The organism is Flavobacterium sp. (assembly GCF_043760115.1).
Classification (GTDB): domain Bacteria; phylum Bacteroidota; class Bacteroidia; order Flavobacteriales; family Flavobacteriaceae; genus Flavobacterium.
This window is the reverse complement of record NZ_JAYUPK010000138.1, coordinates 1-5,292: the sequence shown is the minus strand read 5'-3', so window position 1 is coordinate 5,292 and position 5,292 is coordinate 1. Positions and strand designations below refer to the sequence as shown.

Sequence of the window (5,292 nt, the reverse complement as noted above, 5' to 3'; positions counted from 1 at the left end):
ATTGTTTTTGAAATAATTTTTCTCCAACCTGACTTTTTAATGCTGAAATTCCAACATCAATTAAACGTAAACCTTTGTTGGTTAATAATATGTTGTCAAATGCTAAACCTTGAATATTAGAAGGTCTTTTTAAATCTCGATGAACAAATCCTGCTTTGTGTAATGCTTTTAATTCATCGTTAAAAACATCAAACCATAATTCTCTAATTTCTACTTCGTAAGCTCTAAAATCAATAGGTTGAATTCGTTCCATCACTAGCATTTCTGCTTTTAATTCGTCATTATAATCCAATCGAATAAATTTAACAACAAGATCGTTTATTGTATTTGCAAATTTCATTTTTTCAGCTTCTGAACCTAAATCCGAACGTGTATCGCCAGTAAATAATTTAGCAACTTCGTCATCATTCAATACAATTACTGTATTGTTTGCACCAGAAGATAATTCTCGAGGATATTTTTTCATAATAACATTAATTCTTAAATTCAATTGTTATCAAATCTCTGTAATTTAAACCAAGCAAACTACTTGCAGAACCAACATTGTTAGGATTGCTTCTAAAAATAGCAATTTCTAAAAATCCAGCTTCATTGAAAATGGCTAATTTTTGACCTTCATAATTCTTTATTGGATACAATTCTGAAATTCCAATGTCTGAATACTTTGCGAAAATAGTTTTTATATCTTTATTTTTAAACTTTATTTCATAAGGTCTTGCTTTAGCGATGTCTAAAAATAATTTTTTGGTAATATTACTTACAGCATTTCCAAAATGATCTATATATATAATGTATCCTTTAATTGAATTAGAATCGGCAGCAACTATAGGTTGTAACTCGGTAACTTCTTTAATTGCTTCAATTTCTTTGCCAATTACGTTTAATAATCCGCCTTTGGCAAGATGACAAGCAACTTTTATAAACACATCTAAATCGGTTGCATCTGGCAATAATCTATCGTGAATATTGATGGCAACCATTTTTTGAGGAATAATTTTTTGAATTAAAATACTTAAAATTCCGTTATCGGCACAAATAAAATATTGGTCATTCCATTGAATTGCAATATGTTGTGTTTCTTTATTGCGCTCAATATCTACACCAATTAAATGAACAGTTCCTTTGGGAAAGCTAGAATAAGATGCGCTAATTATAAAACTAGCTTCGGTAACATTAAATGGATCAATATCGTGAGAAATATCAATAATTTTAGCTTCGTTATGTTCTGATAGAATTTTACCTTTTAAAGCACCAACAAAGTGGTCTTTTAATCCATAATCGGTAGTAAGCGTAATTATTGACATAAAATTGTTTATAACTAAATGAGAAACGTATTGTTGTATTTCTTAAATTTGGAATGAATGCAAAGCTACTAATTATTAGTAAAAAATTAATCAAAAAATCATTTCCATTTGAACGAACGTATCATTGAATTACACGACATCGCCCCAAAAGATTTTTGGGGTGCACAAGATGCTCATCTTGAAACTATTAAAAAGTATTATCCAAAACTTAAGATTGTTGCTAGAGGCACAACATTAAAAGCATTTGGCGAAAAAGCCGAACTTGACGAATTTGAAAAGCGTTTTAACCGATTGATGTTACATTTTACTAGGTATAACACAATTGACAACAATGTAATTGACAGAGTAATTCATAGTTCAAGTCAAGAAGAGCAACGAATGCCAGACCAAGATAAGATTTTGGTTCACGGAATTGGAGGAAAATTGATTAAAGCAATGACGCCAAATCAGCAAAAACTGGTAGAATCTGTTTTTAAAAACGATATGGTTTTTGCAGTTGGACCAGCAGGAACTGGAAAAACATATACTGGAGTTGCACTTGCAGTTAAAGCATTGAAAGAAAAGCAAGTAAAACGAATTGTTTTAACTCGTCCGGCAGTAGAGGCAGGAGAAAATCTTGGATTTTTACCTGGAGATTTAAAGGAAAAACTCGATCCGTATATGCAACCACTTTATGATGCTTTGCGCGATATGTTGCCTCCACAAACGCTTGAAGATTATATTTTAAAGGGTATAATTCAAATTGCACCTTTGGCTTTTATGCGTGGTAGAACTTTGGATAATGCTTTTGTAATTCTTGATGAAGCACAAAACACAACACATTCTCAAATGAAAATGTTTTTGACACGTATGGGAAAAAACGCTAAGTTTATTATTACTGGTGATCCTGGTCAAGTTGATTTACCACGAAGAACAATTTCTGGATTGAAAGAAGCCATCTTGGTTTTGAAAGACATTGATGGTATAGGAATTATTTATCTTGATGATAAAGATATTGTGCGTCACAGATTAGTTAAAAAAGTAATAGATGCTTATAAAAGTATTGAGAATAATGATTAGGTTATAAACATATAATTGCTTTGGAATTATATAAAATTGCGTAGCAGTTTTATGTTTATAAAACTTGTACATGGTTATCAGATAGTTTGACTCCAGCTGGAGTCAAACCCAAGTTGTTTAAAAGTTTTACAAACATATAATTCCTCTGGAATTATAAAAAGTTATGTGTTAGTTGGTTAAAGTTTTTATAAGCTTTTATAAACATATAATTCCTCTGGAATTATTAAAATTTTATAACTGCTGAGCAGTTTTATGTTTATAAAACTTGTACATGGTTATAAGATAGTTTGACTCCAGCTGGAGTCAAACATAACCAAGTTACTATAAGCTTTTTTATAAACATATAATTCCTCTGGAATTATAAAAAGTTTTATGTTAGTTGGTTAAAGTTTTTATATGCTTTTATAATCTTATAATTTCTTTGGAATTAATTAAAAAAAGTGGAATATTACATTTGCATATATAAAATCCCTCTAATATTTTATTAACGATTTAATTAAAAAAAATAATGGCTGATACTTTTACTCAAATTTATATTCAAATTGTATTTGCTGTACAAAATAGAAAAGCATTGATTAATTCGACTTGGGAAGAACAATTATATAAATATATCACTGGAATAATTACTAATAAAGGTCAGAAATTAATCATAATTAACGGAATGCCAGATCATATTCATATTTTTATTGGAATGAAACCAACTTGTTGTTTATCAGATTTGGTTAGAGAAATAAAAAAATCATCTAATACTTTCATTAAAGAAAGCAATTTCACAAAATCTAAATTCAACTGGCAAGAAGGTTTTGGAGCTTTTTCATACATTCATAGTCATATTGACAATGTTTATAAATATATTTTAAATCAAAAAGTAAGGCATAAAAAAGTAAGCTTTAAGCAGGAATATTTAGAAATTTTAGAAAAATTTAATGTTGAGTTTAAAGAGGAATATGTTTTTGAATTTTTTGAAGACTAAATAATCAATCGATTGAATGTTTGTGAGTTTATTGTAAACAAACTATTTTTGCAAAACTCAACATAAAACAATGAACACACTAACTACAACCAATTTTAATTTTCCAAATCAAAAAAATGTTTATCGAGGTAAAGTAAGAGAAGTTTACAATATAAATGACGAACTTTTAGTAATGATTGCTACAGATAGATTGTCTGCTTTTGATGTGGTTATGCCAAAAGGAATTCCGTATAAAGGTCAGATTTTGAATCAAATAGCAACGAAGTTTATGGAATTAACGCAAGATATTGTTCCAAACTGGTTGCTTGCAACACCAGATCCAAATGTTGCAATTGGTTATTTATGTGAACCATTTAAGGTCGAAATGGTAATTCGAGGTTATTTATCTGGACATGCGGCAAGAGAATATTCTTTGGGAAAAAGAATTATTTGTGGTGTTGTAATGCAAGAAGGTTTAAAAGAAAATGACAAATTTGAAATGCCAATAATTACTCCAACAACTAAAGCTGATAATGGTTCGCACGATGAAGATATTTCTAGAGAAGCTATTTTAGAAAATAGAATTGTTAGTGAAGAAGATTATTTAGTTTTAGAAAAATATACTAGAGATTTATACCAAAGAGGAACAGAAATTGCTGCAAGTAGAGGATTGATTTTGGTTGATACAAAATATGAATTTGGAAAAACTAAAGAAGGTAAAATTGTATTGATAGACGAAATTCATACTCCAGATTCGTCACGATATTTTTATGCTGATGGTTATCAAGAACGTCAAGATAATAATGAAGAACAGAAGCAATTGTCTAAAGAATTTGTGAGACGATGGTTGATAGAAAACGGTTTTCAAGGTAAAGATGGACAGCAAATTCCTGATATGAGTGTGGATTATATTGAAAGTGTTTCTGAGAGATATGTAGAATTGTATGAAAATATTCTTGGCGAAAAGTTTGTAAAAGCGGATATCGATTCTATAAATGAAAGAATTGAAAATAATGTTTTAAATTATTTGGCTAACAGTTGAATATAAAAAAATCTCAAATTTATTTAGAATTTGAGATTTTTTGTTTTAAATTGAGTTTAATTTCCTGTTATACTTCCTGAACCAGTAGAACTTTTATCAACCTTTTCTGGTGTTCCTTTGTATTGTATATTTCCTGAACCTACAGTTTTTGCTTCAAGACTTTTGCTACAATTTACTTTTATGCTTCCAGATCCAGATTGAGTTGCTACTGCGTTTTGTGAAGTCAAATCTGATAAATTAGCGTTTCCAGAACCTGAGGAAAGTATCTCTATATTGGTTGTTTTACCTTTGGCAATTAGATTTCCTGAGCCAGATTTAGTTATTTTTAAATTGGTTGTTGAAGTTTCAAACTTTACGTTTCCTGAACCTGACATTGTAATATCTAGATTTTCTGAATTTATGGAATCAGTATTAGTTAAATTTCCTGAACCTGAGAAGGTTACTTGGTTTATTGTTTCAAAAGGAATAGTAATTTCTATTGAAGAATTGTAATCGTATTGTATTGATTTTCCTTTTTCGAAATAGACTGATAATGTATTGTTATTTACTTCGGTTTTAATAAATTCTAATAGGTTTTCGTCTGATTTTATTGATATGTTACCTTCTTTTCCTGAAACTAATTTTACGTCGAATGATCCTGAGACTGAAATTTTTTCGTAATCTGATGTTGTTCTTGTTATGGATACAATTTTTTGGTTTCCTTTAATTTTTTTTAATTTTTGAGCGTTACTGATTGTAAGGCAAAGTAATGCAAGAATGAGAATTGATTTTTTCATAAATTTTAAATTTTGATTGATTTTTTAAAAACTTTATATAATGGTAACAACCATAATCTTTTAGGTACTATCTTCAATTCCTAATTTTATTTGATATTTTTTTATAAATTTGTAACACCGAGAGGAAGCTTCTTGCGATAATTCACTGGATGTTTACCT

At 29.0% G+C, this 5,292-nt stretch carries 6 protein-coding genes; 3 read left to right on the top strand and 3 right to left on the bottom strand.

Annotated elements, in window-relative coordinates:
- Together ACH2BC_RS11620 and ACH2BC_RS11615 are read right to left on the bottom strand one after the other, a co-directional pair.
- The coding region (locus tag ACH2BC_RS11620) for a hypothetical protein (RefSeq protein ID WP_395054170.1) at positions 1 to 466 on the bottom strand (466 nt) is incomplete at its 3' end.
- 7 nt (positions 467 to 473) lie between these two features.
- Positions 474 to 1,304 (bottom strand): S-adenosyl-l-methionine hydroxide adenosyltransferase family protein, encoded by an 831-nt coding sequence (locus ACH2BC_RS11615; RefSeq protein ID WP_395054169.1) that lies wholly within the window; start codon positions 1,302 to 1,304, stop codon positions 474 to 476.
- Between the two features lie 108 nt (positions 1,305 to 1,412).
- Here ACH2BC_RS11615 and ACH2BC_RS11610 point away from each other — a divergent pair, with 108 nt between their 5' ends.
- The 3 genes from ACH2BC_RS11610 (at position 1,413) to ACH2BC_RS11600 (ending at position 4,357) form a co-directional block, all read left to right on the top strand.
- Positions 1,413 to 2,363, top strand: coding sequence for a PhoH family protein (locus tag ACH2BC_RS11610; protein ID WP_395054168.1), 951 nt, complete (start codon positions 1,413 to 1,415; stop codon positions 2,361 to 2,363).
- 508 nt (positions 2,364 to 2,871) lie between these two features.
- A complete protein-coding gene (gene tnpA, locus ACH2BC_RS11605; protein ID WP_395054167.1) occupies positions 2,872 to 3,336 on the top strand; it encodes an IS200/IS605 family transposase in 465 nt (154 codons plus the stop codon).
- Between the two features lie 70 nt (positions 3,337 to 3,406).
- Positions 3,407 to 4,357, top strand: coding sequence for a phosphoribosylaminoimidazolesuccinocarboxamide synthase (locus ACH2BC_RS11600; protein ID WP_395054166.1), 951 nt, complete (start codon positions 3,407 to 3,409; stop codon positions 4,355 to 4,357).
- 56 nt (positions 4,358 to 4,413) lie between these two features.
- On the opposite strand, the gene ACH2BC_RS11595 is transcribed toward ACH2BC_RS11600, so the two are convergent.
- Positions 4,414 to 5,133: a head GIN domain-containing protein gene (locus tag ACH2BC_RS11595; RefSeq protein ID WP_395054165.1), complete on the bottom strand. Its 720-nt coding sequence runs from the start codon at positions 5,131 to 5,133 to the stop codon at positions 4,414 to 4,416.
- Positions 5,134 to 5,292: the final 159 nt, after the last annotated feature.